We start from the raw sequence: 22,694 nt of genomic DNA, 5'->3' as shown, positions 1-22,694 counted from the left end.
CGCGATGATCGCGGCCTTGTTGTTTCGTTCGCCTCAGTAGCTGTCTTGCGGCAGGCTGGCGATGATCGAGCGGTAGCTGTTCATCCGCTGCTGCTGTACGCGGCCGTCTTCCAGGGCCTTGAGCAGGGCGCAGCCGGGTTCGCGGTCGTGCTTGCAGTCGCGGAAGCGGCAGGTGCCGATCAGGTCGTTGAATTCGATGAAGCCGGCTTCGACATCGGCGCGGCTCACATGGCCCAGGCCGAATTCGCGAATCCCCGGGGAGTCGATCAGTTCACCACCGCCAGGGAAGTGGAACAGCCGCGCGGTGGTGGTGGTGTGGGTGCCCTGGCCGGACAGCTCGGAGAGCGGGCCGACGCGGGTGTCCACCTCGGGCAGCAGGCTGTTGACCAGCGAGGACTTGCCGACCCCGGACTGGCCGACAAACACGCTGATGCGCCCGTCCAGCTGTTGCTGCAACTGTTGCATGCCGTTGCCGTGATGGGCCGACACTTCCAGCAGCGGGTAGCCCAGCTGCCGATAGACCGCCAGCAGGGCATTCAGGGCCGGGGCGTTGTGCTCGTCGATCAGGTCGAATTTGTTCAGCAGCAGCAACGGCCGGATGCCGGCGTGCTCGGCGGCCACCAGGTAGCGGTCGATCAGGTTGGCATGGGGCTCGGGCAGCGGCGCGAAGACGATCACGATCATGTCGACGTTGGCGGCCACCGGCTTGAGCTGGCCGCGGCTGTCCGGGCGCTTCAGTTCGGTGGTGCGCGGCAGTTGCGCGACGATCACGCCGATACCCTGGTTGCCGGCACGCCAGACCACCTGGTCGCCGGTCACCAGTGCCGGCAGGTTGGCCCGCAGGTGGCAGCGGAACACCTGGCCCTTGAGCTCGCCCTCCAGCGCCTCGACTTCGACCTGCACCCCGAAGTGCGCGATCACCAGGCCCGTCTGCTCGGGTCCCAGGTCGCCGCCTTCCAGCGCTTCCACGGCCTGGGATTCGCGTTTGGCGGCGCGTGCGGCGCGTTCGCCCTGGATCTTTTCGATGCGCCAGTTCTGGCGGCGGTTGAGCTGGCGTTTGGCCATGGGTGTTCCGTGTCGTTGAATCGGCGGTAGGGGTCGAGCGGTCGCGAGTTTAGCACGCCCGGCAAGCGCGGCCTGCGCTAAACTGTGCGGCTATGCCGAGGAGCCAACCCATGCAAAACCCACAGAACCTGATCTGGATCGACCTGGAGATGACCGGGCTGAACCCGGACACCGACGTCATCATCGAAATGGCGACTATCGTCACCGACAGCAACCTCAACACCCTGGCTGAAGGTCCGGTGATCGCGATCCATCACAGCGATGAGATCCTGGCCGGCATGGATGAGTGGAACACTCGCCAGCATGGCGGTTCGGGGCTGACCCAGCGCGTGCGCGAGAGCCGCATCGACATGGCCGAGGCCGAGGCACGCACCATCGCCTTCCTGGAGCAGTGGGTGCCCAAGGGCAAGTCGCCGATCTGCGGCAACAGCATCTGCCAGGACCGGCGCTTTCTCGCGCGCCATATGAAGGCACTGGAAAGCTATTTCCACTACCGCAACCTGGATGTGTCCACCTTGAAGGAGCTGGCGGCACGCTGGGCGCCGGAAGTGCGTGACAGCTTCCAGAAGGGCAGCACGCACCTGGCGCTGGACGATATTCGTGAGTCGATCGCCGAGTTGCGGCACTACCGCGAGCATTTCATCAAGTTCTGATCAGCACCGGTGATGGCTGCGCTGCGCTCTTTTGGGGCGCGGCGCAAATCAGTAGACTGCGCGCCTTCTCCTGCCCGGATCGCCATCATGTTGCTGATGCTCTACCTCGTCGCCATTACCGCTGAAGCCATGACCGGCGCCCTGTCGGCCGGACGGCGCGGCATGGATTGGTTCGGCGTGGTGCTGATCGCCTGTGTCACCGCACTCGGCGGTGGCTCGGTGCGTGACGTGCTGCTGGGGCATTACCCGCTGACCTGGGTCAAGCACCCGGAATACCTGGTGCTGACCTCGATCGCTGCAATGGTGACCGTGTTCATCGCCCCATTGATGCGCCATCTGCGCTCACTGTTCCTGGTGCTCGATGCCCTGGGCCTGGTGGCCTTTACCCTGATCGGCTGCATGACGGCCCTGGAAATGGGCCAGGGCCTGATGGTGGCCTCGGTCAGCGGGGTGATCACCGGGGTGTTTGGCGGGGTGCTGCGAGATATCTTCTGCAACGATATTCCGTTGGTCTTCCGTCGTGAGCTCTATGCCAGTGTCTCTTTTGCGGCGGCCTGGTGTTTCCTGGGTTGTACTTATTGGCAGCTGCCCAATGAACAGGCGATTTTGATCACGCTGTTCGGTGGTTTTCTGCTGCGTCTTCTGGCGATTCGTTTCCACTGGGAAATGCCGAAGTTTGTTTATAACGACGAAGCCTAGTGGGCGTATATATCTACTTCTTTTAACTTTATTGTTGATCCGTTCGGACAGGGTCTGATCAACAAATTCCGTTTTTCTTTTGAAAAGGACTGCGCGTAGCCTTGTGACTCATAAGGAGTAATAAGGATATTGCGATGTTAGAGTCTTTTCCCCCTGGCAGCCTCCCTTCGCGCCCTCTTGTGCAGGGCGGAAAACTACTGTTCGACTATGGCGTGAACCACTATGAGGTCTCGGGTGGTGGGTTAAACAAAGACAGCCTGATCTATCTGGAAACGGTTCGGCGCACGTTAAAGAAATATAATGTTTCTGTGCCGGGTCTTTATCTGAAGGGTAAGGAGATCTACGCCGCCCTGGGCGAAAAGGCCTATGTCCTGGGTCGGATTTATACGCAGGGAGCGAATGGACAACGCATTCTTTATCCTTGTTTTCGAGATGATTTTGTATTCGATTTTATAAGGGAAATACCGACTTTTTCGCTCTGGAAAGCGATGAGTGAAGAATCAAGGAGGGCTTATACAGTACTTAAATCTCAGTTGCTGAAGGCGCCCGGCGCCGAAGAACATCGGATCAACTTCGTGCTGACCCAGGACTTTACGATCCAGGCCAGTCTGGAGGGTGGGAATTTCAGGGGAAAAAAAGAAGAGCTTGAATTTTTGCATGGGCTGCTTTCTCTTTATCAGGTAGGTGTCACACAGGCAAGGATGAGGGTATTTCGAGGGGTGGTCCTGACGAATGCCGTGGTCTCCGCTACAAAAAACAATCGACGCAAACGAGCTGTCGAGCACCCGTTGAATCTGCTGGTGGGGGATGATGTTGCCGATATCAGGCTCTATCAGGTCATCGCGTTGCAAAATGTTGCCAATCGTAGGACCATGCAGTTGCTTTCCACGTACTATAAACGATGGAAAGGACGCATCAAGACACGACAGGACTTTATAAGTTTCCTGTCAGCCCTCAATCTTCGCTCAATGCCCATCGGTTACTTTACCGGCCTTCACCAGTTAATTGCATTGAGAGAGCATAACCTGGCCCAAACCCTTCTTTCTCTCCCTAACGTAGACTCTGTTGAGTGGCGGCGGATGCTGCTCAGTATCCACGAGGAGTTTGCTATTTTTAGAGAAAGAACCCTGGATAATTTAATCAGTCCTGGCGGCCGTGTTTATTTTGCTTTGGGCGCGGATTATAGGCTAAGCAATAACCGTCTGGTGATCGGGTACGCTTCTTCCGCCATGGCGGGCGTACCTTTTGATGGCACTGTCAATGTTATAGGGCATGGCATCGATATAGAGGGGCGTGTTCTCGGACACGCGGAAAAGGTAGCGGATTGGCTATACAGTAATTTACTCGCGACCTATACCGAGGCGGGGTTCAAGAAATTAAAGGTTGTCAATTTTCAGTCTTGTCATATTTCTCAAGTGCTGGCCACCCACATCACACTTCTTCTTCTGGAGAAAGCGCTGCCTCATTTTGAAACAGATAAGATCCCCAATGTGCTTGTCGTCAGTAGTCCCACGACATCTCTTGTCTTAACCGCCGACCCTACGCTCGGGCATCTGTCGAGCCGCTGGCAAGAGCATCATCTCGTTTTGCCGGGCCATGTTCTCAAGGCGTTCAGGTTTCTCATCAGTACCTACCCCAATATTCAGTTGGCGGTCAGGGAGCATTTTGAATGGCCGGGTCATGAGCTCGATTTGAGCAACCCTTCATTCGTGGAGTACTTGAGGAGTACCAATGTTCTCAAGGTGAGTCGGATATCTCCCGTCGCGGGTGCTGAGCTGGAAACCGTATCACTCAGGTATTTCAGGGGAGTTGTAACTGAGTTTTTTAATACTCGGCAGCGCGGTGTTGATGAGTATACCCGACTCATTCATGAGCATTTTCCCGAGTCCGTTGACGCGATTCGTTCATTGGTCGCGGTCGCCTCTATAGCGGAGGCATCACAGCTATTGCCCGTCGGTGAAATCAAAACAATCAGAAAAGTAGTAGAGTTTCTGGTGAGTTTGAAGGTGGCCAGGGAGCGACGTGATTTCGTGGGAGGCTATAACCTCTATACGACCACCAAATTAAAATTCCTGATTGATCCTTATGATCCTGTCGGTCCGTTGAAGATAAGGAGCTTCACGGATGTGATTTTCCGGCTGTGTGGTAGCCCGGTACCTAGCAGCGAGTCGAATTACCAGCTTGCTTACAAGAAGATGTTTCTCCTCGATAAGCGGGATTACTTCGAGATGACCAACATCAATATCGATGCGGCCGCCCGTCAGTTTTTCAAGAATATACCCCATGTAGAGTTCACTCCGGAGATATTCCATTCCATTCAAGAGGCGAGTCCGCAGTCGAACGCTATAGTGGTGGGCACGGCCCTGCGACAGGGCCTTGTGGGCAGCGAACAGTTTGGTGTGTCGACGCGGGACCTGAGAGCCGTGCTCGAATCGGGCGAGGAGCCGCGGATTCTTCCCGCCATCGATCAGTTGGAAAGCAACCTGAAACGCAAGAAGGCGCTGCTGCAGGACTCGGCGTCCTTGAGAAATCTGCAGGAGACCCAGGAAAACCTGGGCCGTGCCAGAACCGCCCTCGAGAAAAAGCAACTGTCCCCCGCCGTCCTGAAGACCACCGCGCGCGTGGCTGCCGGCTCCAGTCGCTTGCTCGGGGCATTCGGGGTCTTCGTGGATTTCCGGACCCAGCCCTTCCACCTCGACTTTTCTTCGGTCAAATCGGGCCTGTTCAGCACCAGCGATTCACTGGCGGTGGTCAAGGGGGTCTTTGATTTCACCAGCGATGTCGGGCCGGCGCTGGCCTTGCGCCTGGCCTCCAGCGCGTCGCGAGCACTCTGGCAGCCCCGGCTGGATCATCTGTTCTTCAAGATGAACAAGGTGCTGCTGCCCCTGGATGTGCTGTTCACGGCGGTCAGCCTGTATCGCAACGTCGAAGGCGCGCGGTTGGCGAAGACTCTCGAAGAGCAAGCGCTCTATATCACCATGACGGTGATCGATGGGGCCTCGTTTGGGGTGAGCCTGGCGGGATTCATCCTGATTGGGGTGCCTGGTGTCGGGGTGGCTCTGATCCTGGTGGGGATGGCCCTGGCCGTCGTGAATATCCTCTTGAATGCCATCGTCAGCCTCTCCCAACTGGAGAACTATCGCTGGGATGAGAAGGTGGGGCTGTTCTTCAGCAACCTGTTCGGCGCTTCGGCGCTGCCGGGAATCCTGACCCAGCAGCAGATGCGCCAGGCGGCGGATCGATTGTTCGAAGGGAATTCTGATCATACGCAAGGTGCCATCAGCAGTGGCTTGTCTGAAGAGGGCATCGATCTGTTGCTGACGCCGATGATCAATGACGCAGACGATCACGATCAGACCAACCCGCTCAAGGACATCGGGATGGTGAGTCAGGACACCAGCGTTCGTCAGCAACCCAGGGGGTATACGTTGTCGCCACTGGGTCTGATCCCGGATGACTTGAAGTCTTGGGCGGATGCCAAGGACAAGGAAAAGACCGAGCAGGTCCACAAGGGCTGGTACCTGCGCCGCCAGGAGTCTCGCCGGGGGCAGGAGCGCAAGCTGATGGTGACGATGCCCGCCACGCCGAACACGCGGCTGGAGGTGCTGGATTTTGGCCCGATACCGACGATTCTGCTGTTCGGCGCCACGCCGCATCTGCTGCTGGAGGCCAATCCGTTCGGTTGGGCGACGGGGGAGTCGCCGCAGGAACAGGCCCTCAACAAATACCAGGTCAGGCTGCATCCCGAGACGCCCTATACCCTGCAGTTCAAGAAAAGCGTACTGACGTCAAAGGACTTTGACTCGAACTTTGGCAGCCGGACGGAGCTGGTCGTTCCGCAAGGGGCCTTCGAGAGTTCGCCTCAAGTGAGCCTGGACCTCTCCGGCCAGGATCACGAGGCGATGTCGGAGCTGGACTTGTCCCAGTCCTCGCTGGAGGTCGTCAAGTTCAAGGACAAGAGTCGGTTCAGGCTCGACCTGGTGAACGCCAATGGTCACAGCGCTTGCGCACTGGAGCAGGTGGTCCGGACCGTTCAGCTGCCGGCGTATATCCAGTTCAAGAGCGGAGAAACCCACCCGGTGATGGCGGTGGTGGGGGAGGGCTCACGGGTAACCCTGAGAAATTCGACGGGACGTTCGCTGCTGCTGTTGAGGCGGGAGGTGCGCCGTTGCGAGATTGAGATACAGGCGTCGATCAGCGGTTTTGCAGTTTCCGTTTAGGCGTAAACCTGGCGTATTAAATAAAGTTGAAGCACTTTAATGGAATATAAGTGATGAGTGACAGGAAAGTAATAAAGATTACCGGGCATGGGGTCGCGGCGGATTCAAAACTGGACAAGGTCGAGTTGATTCTGACGGATACCTCGCTGAGGTATTATGATCTCACCACCCGACTGGACCCACGGGTAACACCCGTTAATAAGCAATCGTTCAAAGTGGAGGATCGTGATCGAGCCAAGCTAGAGGTGTCTTTGGAGGGCAATTTTTTTGTCAGCGAAGTCAAAAGCGATGAATTGATTTTAAGAAAAAATATAGAAAGCAATTTAAAGCTCATTCTGCAAAACCAAACCATTACCTTGAATCCCGATCTCTATTATGGGAATCGTTTATATAACGTCTTGGAAATGGATTTGCCGGAACTGCTTGTTCCAGGGAATAACCAGCCGGTGATGCTGGGGAGCGCGGCCAGCCGACCCTATGACTCGACTGCACTGGTATTCAATGCAGAAAAGGAGGCGGAGCTCGACCGGTATCCGGGCGATACCCTTGTCAATTACGAAATCAGGCTTACCCGGCATGACGGGCAGCCGACGAACCCAACAACAGGGTATCTGAGATTTGAGGAGATAAAGAAGGCAAAAGCAAGAGGCTTCGTTCTTCTGCCGAGTGTTCCAACGTCAGCATTTCATTTGAGTTCCCTGCAGTTTTCCTATCGTATTGCGACGCGCGGCGGCGCTCGGATAGGCACTTTGGAGGATGAAAAAAGAGATTTCTTGCAGGTCAGGGTCAGCGCCTCGAGCCACCAGCTCATCGATATGCGGGCGATCAATAAGGCACACACCCTCGATTTTTTGGAGATGAAATGTTTACTGAATGGTCCAGGCCTGTTCAAGTACTTGAATATCGACTTTCCTCGCTTCAGGGTCTTTTATGATTCAGGGAGTGAGGTCGCCTATAACAGTGTTCATCACCTTGATCTTTCGACGGCGGTTAAAAAAATAGAGCACGGACTGCTGGTTGACATGGCGTCGCTTGCGTCGGTTACTTATCTTGATCAAGAGTCTTTTTTGCGCCTGCAGGGATTGGCGTATTTTGAGCAGGCGCCACCGGAAGTGGTTAATTTTTCCTATGAGATGCTCGACACGGGCTATCAACCGTTGAGCGAGGCACCGTATGTGGGCCGCTGCCACTTTAGAAAAGTCGTCGAGGAGGCTGCCTCGATGCGATTGTTCAATCTGGACACGCGGGGCGATCCCTACTTTTTCGAGATGGATATCAAGGACCCCTTAAAAGAAAATACCTCGGTTTGTTGTTATCGGATCCATTTGACTTCCCCTTTTCCCCTGGTTGCAATGGACCAGGTGTTTTTCTCCGGAATTTATTTTTACTTCAATCGAAAATTGACATTTGCAGCGATTGCCCAAGGGGTGGATCTGCCCTATGAGGGGTTGGATATCGCTCCCGAGGTCCCGGAGTCCAAACTGGAAGCGTTTCTTGAACAACATACATTGGCCTATACGGCGATTCCTTTCTCTTTTGAAAGAATGGCGAAAGATGTTGTCATGAGCGCGGGCTTTCCCGAAGTGGTCGCGAAGAATATCTCTGTTCATGGCTATTCCAAAACGGGAAGAAAGCTATTCAGCACGCCCTGGTTGAAAAAGGCCAGCATCGAAGAAGCGCCCGCTTGGTGGCGGGGCGTGGAAATACTGGTGCTCTGTATCTGGATGAGAAAAGAGGCCCTTTCGGCAACCCCTTCACCCTACTCATACCGCGCGGAAAGGGAGTTTGACGGTGGAACCTATGACGCGCCGTATTTTCTACGCGTCGAAGGCAAATTCAATCCTTATAGCTACATCCCCTGCCTGAAAGGCAACCATGAATATGAACTGGATCCGCTCTTCTCCAACATCCTGTATGTGGGGCAGGGGCGTAGTAAAGTTCAAGGTCGAGGTTCACCTAATACGATTTATCTGATGTGGGACTCTCACACCACCTTTGATTTCGCCGCGGAGGAAGACTTCCAGAAGGGGCTGGCGCCTTCTCGTCTGAAACTCATGGGGGTCGAGCTGGAGAACATCGTGATACAGGTGCCGGGGCCGGAGGATGAGCGTTGGGGGAGTATCGTTCTGGAGTGGGCGCTGTTGGTTGATCCTGAAAAGGAACTGGCGGCGACCGAGGATTCGGCGGTCCTGGTCAGGTTGGCGGGCAGTCAGGCGTCGCTCAAGGACGGCTCGTTGACCCTGCTCAATTTCTTGAAAGAGCCGATCGGCGAGTTCCTGGAAATCGAGATAAGAGGGCGTCTGTACACCTTGGAAGTTTCGCCAAACGACGGAAAAATCTACTGGCGCAGGCAAGTCGACCTCAGTCGTGAAACCCTGGGTGAGAAAACAGTGCTTCGCCAGTGGAGCGGTAAGACAGAGTATGTGTTGCGAAACAGCATTCTGGGGAAACCCAATACGCCGCTTTATCCCAGCGAAGACGGTCGGGATATCCTGATCGCGCGTGGAGACGTGGCCTACCTGCATGGCGGTCGGCATGAAACTCAGCTGGTCGGAAACTTGCCTGAGAACTTCTTCTACCTCAACCAGGGTGGAACCGATAGTGTGATTGCCAATGGTTACAGAAATACCATTGAAATTTCCGGCGTGTTGGGCGGGGACAAGGTTCTCTTCCTGTCTACAAAGAAAGAGGCGACCAACTTTATTTCAGCACCCGCTGTCAGTTTCAGAGCGGCGCAAATAAAAGATGACGACCTGTTCTTTTTTCTGGAAACGGAAAATCACCTGCTGACGATTTGCTTGAAGGGTGTCGTGGCGTGGCAAGGTTCCGCACAAAACCGACTCAGTCTGCTGCTTGAGGAAGGGATCTTCAGCGCCGATCAGTTAATTGGGTTTTTGCGACGGTCGGAGCTGAGTCATCGAGAGGAGGCTTATTGGTTCCAATCTGCCTTGCCGGAACCGGCTGTTCAACAAGGGTTTACTCAATTGGCCGATAGAGTGGCTGAGGATGAGCACTCGAAGACCTATCTGAAAGATCAGATCAACCAGTATGACGTGGTCGAAAAGGAATAAGGAGAGTCCCTGATGTCTGCACAAGTCAAGCTGTTCGAGATGAGTGAAGATCGCTATAAGGTGGCGTGCCCTTTTTATGGAGAAAAGGACTATGTATTCACTTTCAAATTTACCGCTGTTAATGCCGTCTGGCAGACACATGATGCTGATTCTGCCAGTCTTGTTGCCAAACCGAATATCTGGATGGGCGAAGAGAAAGAAGATCATTATGTCGCTGAACCGCGGCCAGGGGCTGCCGATGAAAGGGTGTTTGCTTATCGGCTAGGCCGGAGTTTTACCTTGGTCTGCCTGAACGATCAATTGTATCTGATGCTCAGGGTCTGGGAAGAAAATAAAGAGGGAAAGGTTTCATCGGCGAGTCGGCGTAATGAAAGCACGATAAGAGTCGCCACCCGCGAGGTCTTGGGAAAAACCGAGCCGCTGATGTTCTCTCATCAGGATCCCTGTGTCATCAAGCTGGAAACAAAGGACGGTCTCTCGACAGTCAAGGTATGGAACACTCAAAAAACCGGAGAGGCACCCTATATTTTGAGTGGTTTCGGTGATGGGTTTAGAGATTTTTTCTCTGGCTTTAGTGAATTCCAGTTCAATACCATTCCCGTGGCCATCAAAAATGGTCGACATTCCTTGCGCCTGGAGAGAGTGGCGGCGTGGGTGGGCAATACCCAGCCAGAGGGCAAGGAAAATTTCAGGGATTACCTGGAAGAAAAAAAACAGGTATTGAAGTGCTTTGGATACCGGCAATTACCTCTGGAGCGCTTGTCCGCCTATTATCCGTTTCAAAAAAACAGATGGGCGGTCCTCGATAACGCGCTGTTTTATTCGGTCGAAAACGCCCATTTCGCGATCGAGGCGACTCGAGGGCTCTGCTTTGATGCATTCAAAAATAAAGTCTCTCTTTCTTTGACGCCCTCGGCAGGTCAAGGCTCCTCCGGCAGTTTTATGTTGGATGTGTTGGTGAAGGATTCGCAGTCATTTGAAATCCAGACAGTCGGTTCGTTGATTGACCGCTGGAGCCTGTCAGAGGCTGTCTTTTCAAGACGACAATACGGCTTGAGCTTTAAAAAAATTGTGGAGGATGTAGAGCGGTTCGATCCGGCAGGGTCTTTTGTTCCCGCTGCTCACCATAAAGATCGAACCCTCGTGGACGTCATCAAGACTGGCGCGCTGGCGAGCCGGCTTCCGCTCTTCATCGAGCAGCTGCGCGTGTCGAACTTTGAAGTGGCGGGGCAGCTGAAGGCCACCATGAGTCAGCTTCAGCTCAAACTGAACGAAGATAAAAAGACCCTTTACACCCGTCGAGCCGATATCGGTGTGCTCACCTGCAAGACCTCCGCACCTGAGAGCCGCATCGTCTTCACTGTGCAGGTTCTAAGGCGAATGAAGGTCGATTCAGCGAGTGGGGAGTTGAGTCATGAGGCGAAAGTGGTGTTCAACGACGACCAGGGCAACGACCGTGGGGCGATAGACTTGAAGGATTTCCCCTGTTTCTTGCTGCTTTCCCTGAGTGATGATCGAAAGGCCTTCAACCTGTTCGCCGCCCGTGCTGACAGCGATCTTTCCACCGCGTTGGACGCCTCTTTGACTTATGCGATCGATCAAGCAGAACCTCAAGGAAATCAAACCATCGATGAAGTCATTCTGACGCTTGGCCTGGGAAAGGACAGCGGTAATGGCCCGATGATCTCAATCAAGGATTTGGGTCTTTGGAGCACTGCGTTGTGGCGACGTGAGGGGTTGCTGACCGTCGGGGACAAGGTCGACAAGGACTATAACGTGAAAACATTGGCCCACTTGAGTTTTTCTGGTTCGCTCAATCCTCTGGTCGAGCAATACAAAAGATCCTTGGAGGTTTAGGTGGCGTATGCAAAAGTTATCGTTTGATTACGGCCTGAATCAATATGAAATATCAGGCGCCGGACTGGACAAGGAAAACCTGGCCTATCTTGAGTCCATCCTGACGCTCTTGAAGCGCCATGCGGTTGTTTTTCCAGGTCTTCATCTGGAAAACACAAAGATAAGAGCGACGCTGGCCGGCAGGACTTACACGCTGGGCGAGATATATACCCAGGGGGCTGGGGCACAGCGAGTGATCTATCCCTGTTTTCGACATCAGTGGGGCCTTGATTTCACCCGGGATATCCAGTCCTTGCTGCTTTGGAAGGAGATGGATGGGGCATTGCGGACGACTTATTCGGAGCTTGAGTCGGATCTGTTGAGCGCAAGAGGGGAGGCTGCGCGCACTCGGGTCCATTTGGCATTGCTTAAGGATTTCATCGCAATGGCCAAGGTCGAGGGCAATAATATTACTCAAAAACAGCAAGAGCTGAATTTTCTGAAGGGCTTGATTTCACTCTATTATCTGGGCATCGCCCAAAAAAAAGCGCGGGTGTTTCAGGGGGTCAACTTACCGATCAGCGCCTCCCGGCCGGGTGTACGTGTGAAGCGTGCTGCAGGCGCGTCTCTCAATCTGCTCATTGGTGAAGATGTCGCCACTGCCCTGCTGTATCAGACACTGATGTCCTATGAAGAGCTGTATCCCTTGACGTTTATCGAGCTTTATTTTTCTTACAAAAGTAGAGGCTCGCTGAAAGGTCCCGAAGATTTAATTAGGTTCGCTATTTCGTTTAGGCAGAAGTTTCGCCATACCTATGGTGGTACATGGGGGGTCAGTACAGTCGCCTTTCCCACCATTGCCGATATATTGAGCCCCAACACGGCCATGCCTGCCGATCCGGAGGCCGCTCATCGATATATCAGTAATCTGGATAAGGAGTTTGTACGTTTCAGAAAAAATAATCTGGATCGAATGATTGTCAATGATCATGAACTGGGCGTCTATAGCATCAGCAGCTACCATCAGGTGCGCTCACACGATATCGATACATTCCTGGGCCGCGGCCGACCCAAGCCCATTGATGTCCTCTCGATTGACTATATCAGTCCAGGAGGGGCTGGCGTTCCGTTTGACGGCATTATCAATATAGTCGGTCATGCGGATATTTTGGGTTTGGGAGGCGTCTCCAGCGCGGAGAGAATAGCCGGATGGATCTATAATAACTTTACCGCCGCGTTTGGAGAGCGGGCGGCTAGATTCAAGGAAATCAAGTACCTTAATTTTTCAGCGTGTAATTTTCCCAAGGCCATGGCGGAGTATGTCGCGGTTCTCTTTGTCGAACGCTGCCTGGAGGCGGGGCGCTTCAATGTCGTGGGGGGCGACGGTGTAACCAGGCGCTGGATCCCGAATATAACCGTTATTTGCAGCCCTCGCTCTTCTTTGGTGGCTGCCGGAAGCGATGTCCTTGTACCGTTCAATGTGCTGGAGGTGAAGGATAGGATGCCGCCACTTCCGGGAATCGTGCTAAATATCATGAAGGCAATGCCGTCGGAAGAGTTTATTAATTTTATATCGAAGGCGGGTACTTTGAATTTTGCTGATCCCGCGGTTCAGCGCTTCTTGCAAGAAACCCATGTGTTTTCTGTGGCCGGCCTGGTCAAAGAGGCTTTTCAGGGCGGTGTTGTATCAGAGACTGAGTTCGACCAGGCTAAACAGGAAAAAACGTCTAATTATGGTGTTTATAAGCGCGATCTTGAAGAGGAAACGAAGAGGAGGAGGGCCGAGACATTAGCGATTGGTGAAATGCCTGCGTCGCTGCTTGGGCCTTTGGCAGAGGAGCAGCACGTTGCCCGCATGGAGCGCTTGGCTTATGAGAGGGTTTCCATCAGGCCCAAGGGCGCAGGAGCGTTTTTACCGGTCAACACGTTTGAAACAATGCGTCTGTTGCACGGATATTACGCGGAAATAAAAAATCGTTATCGCTCTCGCACGCCCGATGGGGCAGTTGATGTCGATGCGAAGATCAATAGTCAACAGTACAAGCGGGCCCTGGAAGATCTGAGAAAAGAAAACAGAATCAAGATTTTGCTTGATCCGCAGGATCCCCGATATCATTACAAACGGCAGTTGATACTCAAGGGCTTTCGCGAACATTTGGGCATTGCCTACAGGGAGTTTCAGGATTTTCCGTTCTATAGTTCACATCACTCCCCGTTGTTTGGCGTGCAGCCTGATAATTACGCATCGACGTCCTACTATAATCAACAGTTGGCGCAGATTTTGTTTGTCGTCACCAAGCAAGAGTACCGAGAAATGACCGGGATTGAGGTGGACAAGATTCACCTGTTCCTTGAGCGTCGTGTGCCAGACTCTGTTTTTAGTAAGGCTCAACAACCCACTACTGATTGGAGCGGGAAACGAATATTGATTGACGCGCCCCTCTATCGCGGTCTCTTGGGCAGTGAACAATTCGGCGTGTCGACGCGGGACCTGAGCGCGGCGCTCGAATCGGGCGAGGAACCGCGGATTCTTCCCGCCATCGATCAGCTGGAAAACAGCCTGAAACGCAAGAAGGCGCTGCCGCAGGACTCGGCGTCCCTGAGAAACCTGCAAGAGACCCGGGAAAACCTGGGTCGTGCCAAAACCGCCCTCGAGAAGAAGCAGCTGTCCCCTGCCGTCCTGAAGACCACCGCACGCGTGGCCGCCGGCTCCAGTCGCTTGCTCGGGGCATTCGGGGTCTTCGCGGATTTCCGCACCCAGCCCTTCCACCTCGATTTTTCTTCGGTCAAGTCGGGCCTGTTCAGCACCAGCGATTCACTGGCGGTGGTCAAGGGGGTCTTCGATTTCACCAGCGATGTCGGGCCGGCGCTGGCTTTGCGCCTGGCCTCCAGCGCTTCGCGAGCGCTCTGGCAGCCCAGGCTTGATCATCTGTTCTTCAAGATGAACAAGGTGCTGCTGCCGCTGGATGTGCTGTTCACGGCGGTCAGCCTGTATCGCAATGTCGAGGGCGCTCGGTTGGCCAAGACCGTCGAAGAGCAGGCGCTCTATATCACCATGACGGTGATCGATGGGGCCTCGTTCGGGGTGAGCCTGGCGGGATTCGTCCTGATTGGTGTGCCCGGGGTGGGAGTGGCCCTGATCCTGGTGGGGATGGCCCTGGCCGTCGTGAATATCCTCTTGAATGCCATCGTCAGCCTCTCCCAGCTGGAGAACTATCGCTGGGACGAGAAGGTGGGGCTGTTCTTCAGCAACCTGTTCGGCGCTTCGGCGCTGCCGGGGATCCTGACCCAGCAGCAGATGCGCCAGGCGGCGGATCAGCTGCTCACGGGCTTACGGGAAGAGGGCATCGATCTGTTGCTGACGCCGATGATCAATGACGCGGACGATCATGATCAGACCAACCGGCTCAAGGATATTGGTGCGGTTAGCCAGAACACCAGCGTTCGCCAGCAGCCCAGGGGGTATACGTTGTCGCCACTGGGGCTGACCCCGGATGACTTGACGTCCTGGGCGGACGCGAAGGGCAAGGAAAAGACCGAGCAGGCCTACAAGGGCTGGTACCTACGGCGTCGGGAGTCTCGCCGTGGGCAGGAGCGCAAGCTGATGGTGACGATGCCCGCCACGCCGAGCACGCGGCTGGAGGTGCTGGATTTTGGTCCGATACCGACGATCCTGCTGTTCGGCGCCACGCCTCATCTGCTGCTGGAGGCCAATCCGTTCGGTTGGGCGACGGGGGAGTCCCCGCAGGAGCAGGTCCTCAACAAATACCAGGTCAGGTTGCATCCCGCGACACCCTACACCCTGCAATTCAAGAAAAGCGTACTGACGTCAAAGGACTTTGACTCGAACTTTGGCAGCCGCACGGAGTTGATCGTTCCGGACGGGGAGTTCCAGACGCTGCCTCAAGTGAGCCTGGACCTGTCCGGCCAGGGTGACGCCCGCGAGACGCTGGTGGAGTTGGACTTGTCCCGCTCCTCGCTGGAGGTCGTCAAGTTCAAGGACAAGAGTGCGTTTCGACTCGACCTGGTAAGCGCCGATGGCCACAGCGCCTGCGCGCTGGAGCAGGTGGTCCGGACCGTTCAACTGCCGGCCTATATCCAGTTCAAGAGCGGAGAAACCCACCCGGTGATGGCGGTGGTGGGGGAGGGCTCACGGGTAACCCTGAGAAATTCGACGGGACGTTCGCTGCTGCTGTTGAGGCGGGCGGTGCGCCGTTGCGAGATTGAGATACAGGCGTCGGTCAGTGGTTTTGCGCTTTCCGCTTGAGTCTCGGGATCAGCGCGGCGGCTCGACGCAAGCGGTCCGGGCGCTGCGCTCGGCATGTTGACGCAGCGCCCACTGCACATGCTCCCTGACCAGCTCTGACGGATGGTCCCGGCGGCTATTGAGTGCCTCAAGTACCGGAATCGTCGACGGTGCATTCCCCAGCCCGACCGCCAGGTTGCGTAGCCAACGCTCATAACCGGCCCGGCGCAGCGGCGAGCCCTCGGTGTTTTTCAGAAAGGTCTCTTCGTCCCACAGGAACAGCTCGGCCAGCCCGGCATTGTCCAGGCTGTGCCGGGGCGTGAAGTCGCCTTCGTCGGACGGGCGGGCGAAACGGTTCCACGGGCAGACGATCTGGCAATCGTCGCAGCCGAACACCCGGTTGCCGATCAGCGGGCGCAGTTCTTCCGGGATCGCGGTCTTCAGCTCGATGGTCAGGTACGAAATGCAGCGCCGCGCGTCCAGCACATATGGCCCGACGAAGGCCGCCGTCGGACAGATATCCATGCACGCCGTGCAGCGTCCGCAATGCTCCGTGGCGTGGGGGGCATCCACCGGCAGCGGCAGGTCGACGAACAGCTCGCCGAGAAAGAAGTAGCTGCCGGCCTTGCGATTGAGCACCAGGGTGTTCTTGCCGATCCAGCCGAGCCCGGCCTGTTCGGCGATGGCTTTCTCCAGCACCGGGGCGCTGTCGACGAAGGCACGGTAGCCAAAGGGGCCGATGACCTGCTGGATGCGCTCGGCGAGCTGTTGCAGGCGCTTGCGGATCAGTTTGTGATAGTCGCGGCCCAGGGCGTAGCGCGAGACATAGGCCTTTTCCGGCTGGCCCAGGCGTTGGGCCATCTGCGTGTCGCCCGGCAGGTAGTCCATGCGCAGCGACACCACCCGCAACGTACCGGGCACCAGCTCGTCGGGGTGCGAGCGTTTGCTGCCGTGGGCGCCCATGTAGTCCATGTCGCCGTGATAGCCGGCGTCGAGCCAGCGCTGCAGGTGCCGTTCATGCTCGCCCAGCTCGAGACCGGCGATGCCGACTTGCTGAAAGCCCAGTTCACGGCCCCATTCCTTGATGGACTGGGCGAGGGCGGGAAGGTCGACGCTATTTACAGGCATGAGACAGGAGAAACCTAGGCTTTGATGCGTATAATTCTGCCAGACATCAGAGCTCGACGACGCATGCCGCAGACCAAACCGCCTTTTTCCGATATTCAGTCATTGACCCTCGCCACGCTGCCGAGCCTTCCCGCACGAAAACCGGACGCCCACAAAGGGCAGTTCGGGCATGTGCTGTTGATCGGCGGCGACCGGGGTTTTGGCGGCGCGATCCTGCTCGGTGCCGAAGCGGCCTTGCGCAATGGCGCGGGGCTGGTATCCCTGGCAACCCGTCCGGAACATGTGGCGGCGGCCCTGGCTCGGCTGCCGGAGGTGATGGCGCTGGGTATCGAGTCGGCCAATCAACTGATGACGGTACTGGCCCAGGCCGGCGTGCTGGTGGTCGGCCCGGGGCTCGGTCAGTCCGCCTGGAGCCGCAGCCTGTTGTCGCTGGCGGCCAATGCCGCCGTGCCGCAGGTCTGGGATGCCGACGCCTTGAACCTGCTGGCCACCGGTGGCCTCGCGCTGCCGGTGGACAGCGTGATCACCCCGCATCCGGGCGAGGCGGCGCGCTTGCTGGGGATTTCCACGGCCGCTGTACAGGCCGATCGTCCCGCCGCCGCTCGCCGGTTGGCCGAGCAATACCGGGCGGTCTGCGTGCTCAAGGGCGCGGGCAGCCTGATTGCCGCGCCGGATGGGCGCCTGTCGCGCTGCGAGCGTGGCCATCCGGCCATGGCCACGGCGGGCCTCGGCGATGTCCTGGCCGGCTTGCTCGGCGCATTGCGTGCCCAGGGGCTGCCGGCGTACGAAGCCAGCTGCCTGGCGGTGTGGCTGCATGCCAGCGCCGGCGAGCAGTTGGGGAAAATCGGCCGTGGACTGGCGGCCAGCGATCTGATTCCGGTCATTCGACAGTTGCTGGAGGAGCAATCACCGTGTCTGAACTAACCCTTCAACTGGCCGATGAAGAGGCCATGGTCGCGTTCGGCAGGACAATCGCCGAGGTGACCCGCGGCGTCGGCGTGATTTTCCTCGAAGGCGATCTCGGTGCCGGCAAGACCACCCTGTCCCGGGGCATCATTCGCGGCCTCGGCCATGCCGGCGCGGTGAAAAGCCCGACGTTTACGCTGGTTGAGCCGTACGAAATCGGCGATATCCGTGCCTTCCATTTCGATCTGTATCGTCTGGTCGACCCGGAGGAGTTGGAATACATGGGCATTCGCGACTATTTCGATGGCGCGACCCTGTGCCTGGTGGAGTGGCCCCGGCGCGGCGAGGGCTTTTTGCCAAAGCCCGACCTGACCATTACCATTAGCCCGCATAATGGCGGCCGTTCGTTGTATCTGTTGTCCCAGGGGGCGCGAGGCGACTCCTGGTGTGCCGATCTGGCATTGGAAATCAAATAAATGATGGGGTTTGGTATGCGCATTCGCGCGTTGGTGGCTGTCGTGGGATTGTTGCTGGCGACACTGGCCGTAGACGCCTTGGCGGCGACACAGGTCAAGAGTGTTCGCCTGTGGCGGGCCCCGGACAACACGCGACTGGTGTTCGACTTGTCCGGCCCGGTGCAGCACAGTGTATTTACCCTGACTTCTCCCGATCGGCTGGTGATCGATATCAACGGCGCGACCCTCGGCGGGCCGATGAACGTGCCGACCGCCAATACCCCGATCACCAGCGTACGGGCCGCCCAGCGCACGCCGACCGACTTGCGGGTGGTGGTCGACCTGAAGAAGGCGGTCACCCCGAAAAGCTTCACCCTGGCGCCGAACGCGCAGTATGGCAACCGCCTGGTGGTCGATCTGTTCGACAACGCCGCCGATGCCGCGCCACCACCGGCACCGACACCCGCCGTGGCGACCGTGCCGGCGGTACCGGTCACGCCGGCTGAACCGGCGATCAAGCTGCCGCCGGCACCGGCGGGCAAGCGGGACATCATCGTGGTGATCGACGCCGGCCACGGTGGCGAAGATCCGGGCGCCTCCGGTTCCCGTGGCCAGCACGAGAAAGACGTGGTGCTGGCCATCGCCCGGGAACTGCAACGCCAGGTCGGTGGTATGAAGGGCTACCGCGCTGAGCTGACCCGTACCGGCGACTACTTCATCCCGTTGCGCGGCCGCACCGAGATCGCCCGCAAGAAAGGCGCCGACCTGTTCGTCTCGATTCACGCGGACGCCGCGCCTTCGGCCCAGGCTTTCGGTGCCTCGGTGTTCGCCTTGTCCGATCGTGGCGCGACGTCCGAGACCGCCCGTTGGCTGGCGGACAGCGAGAACCGTTCCGACCTGATCGGTGGTGCCGGCAACGTCAGTCTCGACGACAAGGACAAGATGCTCGCCGGGGTATTGTTGGACCTGTCCATGACGGCCTCGCTGACCTCCAGCCTCAACGTCGGGCAGAAGGTGCTGAGCAACATCGGCCGGGTCACGCCGCTGCACAAGCAGCGGGTGGAGCAGGCCGGGTTCATGGTGCTGAAGTCGCCGGATATCCCGTCGATCCTGGTGGAAACCGGTTTCATCTCCAACTCCAACGAGGCGTCCAAGCTGGCCTCCTCGAACCATCAGCAGGCCCTGGCGCGCTCCATCAGCGCCGGTATCCGCCAGTTCTTCCAGCAGAACCCACCGCCGGGCACCTATATCGCCTGGCTGCGGGACTCCGGCAAGATCGCCCAGGGGCCGCGTGACCATCGTGTGGCGCCGGGCGAGACCCTGGCCATGATCGCCGTGCGCTACCAGGTTTCGCCGGCGACCTTGCGCAGCGCCAACAACCTGAGCAGCGACGAACTGAAGGTGGGGCAGACCCTGACCATTCCCGGCGCTGAACTGGCGGCCAAACAATGAGCGAAGCCTTGAACAGCAGTGCCCGTATCGAGCTGCTCAGCCCGCGACTGGCGAACCAGATTGCCGCCGGCGAGGTGGTCGAGCGCCCGGCCTCGGTGATCAAGGAGCTGTTGGAAAACAGCCTGGACTCCGGGGCCAAGCGCATCGATGTGGATGTCGAGCAGGCCGGCGTCAAGCTGTTGCGGGTGCGCGACGACGGCAGCGGTATCTCCGCCGACGACCTGCCGTTGGCGCTGGCACGTCACGCCACCAGCAAGATTCGCGACCTGGAAGACCTGGAACGGGTCATGAGCCTTGGTTTTCGCGGCGAGGCCCTGGCCTCCATCAGCTCCGTCGCCCGCCTGACCCTGACCTCCCGCACCCGCGACGCCGACCAGGCCTGGCAGGTGGAAACCGAAGGCCGCGACATGGAGGCCCGGGTGCAGCCGGCGGCCCATCCGGTGGGCACCTCGGTGGAAGTGCGCGACCTGTTTTTCAATACGCCGGCGCGGCGCAAGTTCCTCAAGGCCGAGAAGACCGAATTCGATCACCTGCAGGAGGTGATCAAGCGCCTGGCGCTGGCGCGTTTCGATGTGGCCTTTCATCTGCGCCATAACGGCAAGAGCATTCTCAGTCTGCACGAGGCCCATGACGACACGGCCCGTGCCCGGCGCGTGGCAGCGGTGTGCGGCGCGGGTTTTCTCGAACAGGCCCTGCCTATCGAAGTGGAACGCAATGGCCTGCACCTGTGGGGCTGGGTGGGCCTGCCGACCTTCTCCCGCAGCCAGGCGGACTTGCAGTATTTCTATGTGAACGGCCGCGCGGTGCGCGACAAGCTGGTGGCCCATGCGGTGCGCCAGGCCTATCGCGACGTGCTGTTCAACGGCCGGCACCCGACCTTCGTGCTGTTTTTCGAGGTCGATCCGGCGGTGGTGGACGTCAACGTGCACCCGACCAAGCACGAAGTGCGTTTCCGTGACGGACGCATGGTCCACGATTTCCTCTATGGCACCCTGCATCGCGCCCTGGGCGACGTGCGACCGGAAGATCAGCTGGCCGCGCCCGCCACTGTCGCCGGCATGGTCCGGCCGACAGGGCTCGAGGCTGGCGAGTTCGGTCCCCAGGGCGAAATGCGCCTGGCCGCCAATCTGCTTGAACAGCCCCAATCGCCGCCTGCCTCAGGGTTTGCCCCGGCGGCCGGTTCGGGCTCCGGTGCCGGTTATCAGTATCAGTACCGCCCGCAATCCACCCAGATGCCGCCCGCCTCCGAGGCCCAGGGCGTCTATCGCGAGTTTTTCGCGCCGCTGCCGGACCCGGTGGCCTCGCCGACGCTGCCCGACAGCCAGGGCGACGTCCCGCCACTGGGCTATGCGCTGGCGCAGCTCAAGGGCATCTATATCCTCAGCGAAAACGCCCAGGGCCTGGTGCTGGTGGACATGCACGCCGCCCATGAGCGGATCATGTACGAACGCCTGAAGATCGCCATGGCCAGCGAAGGCCTGAGCGGCCAGCCGTTGCTGGTGCCTGAATCCCTGGCAGTCAGCCAGCGCGAAGCCGATTGCGCCGAAGAACATGCGAGCTGGTTCCAGCGCCTGGGCTTCGAATTGCAGCGCCTGGGCCCGGAAACCCTGGCGATCCGGCAGATTCCGGCCCTGCTCAAGCAGGCCGAGGCCAATCGCCTGGTCCAGGATGTGCTGGCGGACCTGATGGAATATGGCACCAGCGATCGTATCCAGGCGCACCTGAACGAGTTGCTCGGGACCATGGCCTGCCACGGTGCGGTTCGCGCCAATCGACGCCTGGCCCTGGCGGAAATGAACGGTTTGCTGCGGGATATGGAAAACACCGAGCGCAGTGGCCAGTGCAACCATGGCCGGCCCACCTGGACCCAGCTCGGGCTGGATGATCTGGACAAACTGTTCTTGCGCGGTCGCTGATGACAGGTTCCAAGGCATTACCACCGGCCATCTTCCTGATGGGCCCCACGGCGGCGGGCAAGACCGACCTGGCCATCGAACTGACCAAGGTGCTGCCGTGCGAGCTGATCAGCGTCGACTCGGCCCTGGTTTACCGGGACATGGACATCGGCACGGCCAAGCCCTCGAAAGCCCTGCTGGCGGAGTTCCCGCACCGCCTGATCGATATCCTCGACCCGGCACAAAGCTATTCGGCCGCCGAGTTTCGCCACGATGCGCTGGCGGCGATGGCCGACATCACCGCTCGCGGCAAGATTCCGCTGCTGGTGGGCGGTACCATGCTTTATTACAAGGCGTTGCTGGAGGGGCTGGCGGACATGCCGGCGGCCGATCCGCAGATCCGTGCCGAAATCGAAGAAGAGGCGGCACGCCTTGGCTGGCAGGCCCTGCACGACCAGCTCGCGGTCATCGATCCGGAATCGGCGGCGCGCATCCACCCCAATGACCCCCAGCGCCTGAGTCGGGCGCTGGAAGTCTATCGGGTCAGTGGATCGAGCATGACCGCCCACCGACAGCGACAATCTGCGCAAAGTACTGACGCAGCCGCTTCGGGACGGCCTCAATTGCCCTATACTGTCGCTAATCTGGCCATCGCTCCGGCAAATCGCCAGGTATTGCACGACCGAATTGCACAAAGATTCACACAAATGCTGGAACAGGGGTTTGTAGACGAGGTCGTAGCCTTACGTAGGAGAAGTGACCTGCATGTCGGGTTGCCGTCTATACGTGCGGTAGGCTACAGGCAAGTCTGGGAGTACCTCGAGGGCAAGCTGACGTCAGCCGAAATGCAGGAGCGCGGCATCATCGCCACGCGCCAATTGGCGAAGCGCCAGTTCACCTGGCTGCGTAGCTGGACGGATCTGCACTGGCTGGACAGCCTGGATTGCGACAATCTGCCACGCGCCTTGAAATACCTTGGGACGATCTCCATATTGGACTGAGTCCCTGCAATTGCCGTCTATCCTTGGGGGAAAGGCGGTATAAGCCATTTATTTACCCATTTTTTAT

The 22,694-nt window shown here is 58.0% G+C and carries 13 protein-coding genes; 11 read left to right on the top strand and 2 right to left on the bottom strand.

The window, feature by feature from the left end; translation table 11 throughout:
• Window positions 1-33: 33 nt before the first annotated feature.
• Complete coding sequence (rsgA, locus tag NUH87_RS14720; protein WP_338526580.1) at window positions 34-1,065, bottom strand: small ribosomal subunit biogenesis GTPase RsgA; 1,032 nt, start codon at window positions 1,063-1,065, stop codon at window positions 34-36.
• Between the two features lie 110 nt (window positions 1,066-1,175).
• Here rsgA and orn point away from each other — a divergent pair, with 110 nt between their 5' ends.
• The 6 genes from orn (at window position 1,176) to NUH87_RS14690 (ending at window position 15,811) form a co-directional block, all read left to right on the top strand.
• Window positions 1,176-1,718: an oligoribonuclease gene (orn, locus tag NUH87_RS14715; protein WP_040063830.1), complete on the top strand. Its 543-nt coding sequence runs from the start codon at window positions 1,176-1,178 to the stop codon at window positions 1,716-1,718.
• A gap of 84 nt (window positions 1,719-1,802) precedes the next feature.
• Window positions 1,803-2,417: a trimeric intracellular cation channel family protein gene (locus NUH87_RS14710; protein ID WP_209437124.1), complete on the top strand. Its 615-nt coding sequence runs from the start codon at window positions 1,803-1,805 to the stop codon at window positions 2,415-2,417.
• 134 nt (window positions 2,418-2,551) lie between these two features.
• Window positions 2,552-6,637, top strand: a complete 4,086-nt coding sequence (locus tag NUH87_RS14705; RefSeq protein WP_338526579.1) for a hypothetical protein — start codon at window positions 2,552-2,554, stop codon at window positions 6,635-6,637.
• Between the two features lie 53 nt (window positions 6,638-6,690).
• Complete coding sequence (locus NUH87_RS14700; RefSeq protein WP_338526578.1) at window positions 6,691-9,708, top strand: hypothetical protein; 3,018 nt, start codon at window positions 6,691-6,693, stop codon at window positions 9,706-9,708.
• 12 nt (window positions 9,709-9,720) lie between these two features.
• A complete protein-coding gene (locus NUH87_RS14695; protein WP_338526576.1) occupies window positions 9,721-11,565 on the top strand; it encodes a hypothetical protein in 1,845 nt (614 codons plus the stop codon).
• Window positions 11,566-11,572: 7 nt separating this feature from the next.
• Window positions 11,573-15,811, top strand: a complete 4,239-nt coding sequence (locus NUH87_RS14690; RefSeq protein ID WP_338526574.1) for a hypothetical protein — start codon at window positions 11,573-11,575, stop codon at window positions 15,809-15,811.
• A gap of 9 nt (window positions 15,812-15,820) precedes the next feature.
• Here NUH87_RS14690 and queG read toward each other — a convergent pair whose 3' ends face one another.
• Window positions 15,821-16,918 (bottom strand): tRNA epoxyqueuosine(34) reductase QueG, encoded by a 1,098-nt coding sequence (gene queG, locus NUH87_RS14685; protein ID WP_338526573.1) that lies wholly within the window; start codon window positions 16,916-16,918, stop codon window positions 15,821-15,823.
• Between the two features lie 63 nt (window positions 16,919-16,981).
• Between queG and NUH87_RS14680 the strand changes: the two genes are divergently transcribed.
• From NUH87_RS14680 to miaA, 5 genes are read left to right on the top strand one after another with little or no spacing between them, the layout of a single operon-like run.
• The gene (locus NUH87_RS14680) at window positions 16,982-17,842 is read left to right on the top strand and encodes an NAD(P)H-hydrate dehydratase (RefSeq protein ID WP_338526572.1); all 861 of its coding nucleotides are present in this window, start codon (window positions 16,982-16,984) and stop codon (window positions 17,840-17,842) included.
• Window positions 17,830-18,300 carry a tRNA (adenosine(37)-N6)-threonylcarbamoyltransferase complex ATPase subunit type 1 TsaE gene (gene tsaE, locus NUH87_RS14675; protein WP_338526571.1) on the top strand — a complete coding sequence of 157 codons (471 nt, stop codon included), beginning with the start codon at window positions 17,830-17,832 and terminating at the stop codon, window positions 18,298-18,300. Before NUH87_RS14680 ends, tsaE begins: the two co-directional genes overlap by 13 nt.
• Window positions 18,301-18,303: 3 nt before the next feature.
• Complete coding sequence (locus tag NUH87_RS14670) at window positions 18,304-19,731, top strand: N-acetylmuramoyl-L-alanine amidase (protein ID WP_209437125.1); 1,428 nt, start codon at window positions 18,304-18,306, stop codon at window positions 19,729-19,731.
• Entirely contained in the window at window positions 19,728-21,647 is a 1,920-nt protein-coding gene (gene mutL / locus NUH87_RS14665) for a DNA mismatch repair endonuclease MutL (RefSeq protein ID WP_422393919.1), read from the top strand. Before NUH87_RS14670 ends, mutL begins: the two co-directional genes overlap by 4 nt.
• Entirely contained in the window at window positions 21,647-22,627 is a 981-nt protein-coding gene (miaA, locus tag NUH87_RS14660) for a tRNA (adenosine(37)-N6)-dimethylallyltransferase MiaA (protein WP_338526570.1), read from the top strand. Before mutL ends, miaA begins: the two co-directional genes overlap by 1 nt.
• Window positions 22,628-22,694 lie beyond the last annotated feature (67 nt).

The sequence above is a fragment of the Pseudomonas batumici genome, from assembly GCF_036585405.1.
In the GTDB taxonomy this organism is placed as follows: domain Bacteria; phylum Pseudomonadota; class Gammaproteobacteria; order Pseudomonadales; family Pseudomonadaceae; genus Aquipseudomonas; species Aquipseudomonas batumici.
This window is presented reverse-complemented; position numbering and strand designations above follow the sequence as displayed.

What these genes read in the sequence shown, in the direction of transcription:
- NUH87_RS14705 (WP_338526579.1), top strand. Translation starts at nt 2,552, where the DNA reads ATGTTAGAGTCTTTTCCCCCTGGCAGCCTCCCTTCGCGCCCTCTTGTG.
- orn (WP_040063830.1), top strand. Translation starts at nt 1,176, where the DNA reads ATGCAAAACCCACAGAACCTGATCTGGATCGACCTGGAGATGACCGGG.
- NUH87_RS14680 (WP_338526572.1), top strand. Translation starts at nt 16,982, where the DNA reads ATGCCGCAGACCAAACCGCCTTTTTCCGATATTCAGTCATTGACCCTC.
- mutL (WP_422393919.1), top strand. Translation starts at nt 19,728, where the DNA reads ATGAGCGAAGCCTTGAACAGCAGTGCCCGTATCGAGCTGCTCAGCCCG.
- NUH87_RS14690 (WP_338526574.1), top strand. Translation starts at nt 11,573, where the DNA reads ATGCAAAAGTTATCGTTTGATTACGGCCTGAATCAATATGAAATATCA.
- rsgA (WP_338526580.1), bottom strand. Translation starts at nt 1,065, where the DNA reads ATGGCCAAACGCCAGCTCAACCGCCGCCAGAACTGGCGCATCGAAAAG.
- NUH87_RS14695 (WP_338526576.1), top strand. Translation starts at nt 9,721, where the DNA reads ATGTCTGCACAAGTCAAGCTGTTCGAGATGAGTGAAGATCGCTATAAG.
- NUH87_RS14700 (WP_338526578.1), top strand. Translation starts at nt 6,691, where the DNA reads ATGAGTGACAGGAAAGTAATAAAGATTACCGGGCATGGGGTCGCGGCG.
- queG (WP_338526573.1), bottom strand. Translation starts at nt 16,918, where the DNA reads ATGCCTGTAAATAGCGTCGACCTTCCCGCCCTCGCCCAGTCCATCAAG.
- miaA (WP_338526570.1), top strand. Translation starts at nt 21,647, where the DNA reads ATGACAGGTTCCAAGGCATTACCACCGGCCATCTTCCTGATGGGCCCC.
- NUH87_RS14670 (WP_209437125.1), top strand. Translation starts at nt 18,304, where the DNA reads ATGGGGTTTGGTATGCGCATTCGCGCGTTGGTGGCTGTCGTGGGATTG.